This window comes from Kosakonia sp. S42 (genome assembly GCF_016624785.1).
Lineage (GTDB): Bacteria > Pseudomonadota > Gammaproteobacteria > Enterobacterales > Enterobacteriaceae > Kosakonia > Kosakonia cowanii.
In genome coordinates this window covers 1-1,403 of the sequence record NZ_JACVTW010000075.1, presented here as the reverse complement: position 1 = coordinate 1,403, position 1,403 = coordinate 1, and the positions used below count along the sequence as shown (strand labels likewise).

General features: G+C 59.7%; 2 protein-coding genes and 2 pseudogenes. All 4 read right to left on the bottom strand.

The window, feature by feature from the left end:
- Positions 1–183 (bottom strand): annotated as a pseudogene (locus IAE50_RS25590) (hypothetical protein); the annotation flags it as partial.
- 109 nt (positions 184–292) lie between these two features.
- Positions 293–430: pseudogene (locus IAE50_RS25585) on the bottom strand (succinate dehydrogenase flavoprotein subunit); the annotation flags it as partial.
- An 86-nt stretch (positions 431–516) separates the two neighbouring features.
- Positions 517–948 (bottom strand): DUF1419 domain-containing protein, encoded by a 432-nt coding sequence (locus IAE50_RS25580; RefSeq protein WP_200581684.1) that lies wholly within the window; start codon positions 946–948, stop codon positions 517–519.
- Between the two features lie 105 nt (positions 949–1,053).
- Positions 1,054–1,377 carry a hypothetical protein gene (locus IAE50_RS25575; protein ID WP_200134302.1) on the bottom strand — a complete coding sequence of 108 codons (324 nt, stop codon included), beginning with the start codon at positions 1,375–1,377 and terminating at the stop codon, positions 1,054–1,056.
- Positions 1,378–1,403 lie beyond the last annotated feature (26 nt).

Here is a 1,403-nt window from a genome sequence, read left to right as displayed (position 1 = left end):
GCCGGTGCGTTGCGCGAACAGCCACAGCGCTTCGGCGGCCAGGGCGGCGCGCTGTCGGTTGACGTGTATCACCACCGGGAATTCTGCGATCGGCAGCTGCGCCGCCAGCGCTCCCAGCTCAGTCGCCGGGACAGTTTCAGCCGCAGTGCGCTCCGGGGCAGTATCAGTCAGGTTAACTTTCATCGTTATTCTCCCTCTGTGTGGCAGGCCACCCCCGCAGGGGTGGCCGCCTCCCTTATGCCAGACCCAGCGCCGGATAAACGCTGCTGCCATTATCTGCGTCCGCCGACGCCCCCAGACCGGAATGAACCGTGGTCATGAACTCCTGCCAGCGCCCGAACGGCATGGCGGGGATGTGCGCGGGTTTTCCTGCGCGCAGAGCATTTACAAATGCCGTCGCCTGTGCGACAGTTTGCGGGTCAAATATCATGGAATTGCATCCTCCATCTGGTTTTTGATAAGGGCGGCACCTGGTCCGTGCTGCCCGTTGATTAAGCAGGGCTTAGCCCTGCTTTTTTAATGCCCGGAATTCGCTGACTCCCCGGCAAAAAACGTGCTGACGAGACTCTCTCTGATCTGCTCCGGCGTCAGCGTGTCCAGATCGCGGCACTCAAAGAAGCGCCCACGGAAGCGGGCAAAAATGCTGGTCACATCCCCGCCATACCGTTCCGAAGACCTGAACGACTCACACTCACCGCTGCGGTGCCAGTCCATCGGCGGCAGCACCTCCAGCTGGTCGATGTACCGCGCCTCGCTGATTTCATGCCAGGGCTGCCGGTAACCGTCATTCTCGCGTTTCAGTGCATCCACGGTGGGGATCAGCTCCATATCGGGCATCTCCTCGCGCATCTGCGCCAGGGTCTGGCCGCCGAACGTCGAACGCCATTCCCCGCCTGACTGCACGGCGTAAGCCCAGATGCGCGAGCGCGATACCTGAAAGAAGGCCATTTCGGTGGGTCTGAGTGCTGCTTCAGGTGCTGATATTTTTCCTCCTGGTGGCGGCCTGTAGCCGCCATTTCGTGTTTATCTGCCGCCCGTCAGGGCGGCACCGTGTTAAATGCTGAAGCCCTGGCGCTTAATTTCGCGGGCGAATTGTCTGAAGTGGTCAGCTTCCACCAGGTGAACGTGGCGAAATTGCTTATCCACGCCGCCACTGAGTGCATAGTGGTAGCGGCCTTTCATTTTCTCCGGGCTGCGACGGCGCATTTTCGTCAGCTCCGCGAGCGAACTGAACGCCATCACATCCCATTCAGAATCCGGGACAGTCGTGCCGGATTCGTTTTCAGCGATCAGGATGGTGAGCGACGCGGTTTCGCCCCCCATCTTTCTGGTAGATTCCTGAGCGGCGGTTTTGATGTTGACGTTTTGTGTGTGCATTCTGGTTTTCTCCTCGTTGATGGTTA

Excerpts from the sequence above, each read along its gene's own strand:
- IAE50_RS25580 (WP_200581684.1), bottom strand. The coding sequence starts at position 948 with ATGGCCTTCTTTCAGGTATCGCGCTCGCGCATCTGGGCTTACGCCGTG.
- IAE50_RS25575 (WP_200134302.1), bottom strand. The coding sequence starts at position 1,377 with ATGCACACACAAAACGTCAACATCAAAACCGCCGCTCAGGAATCTACC.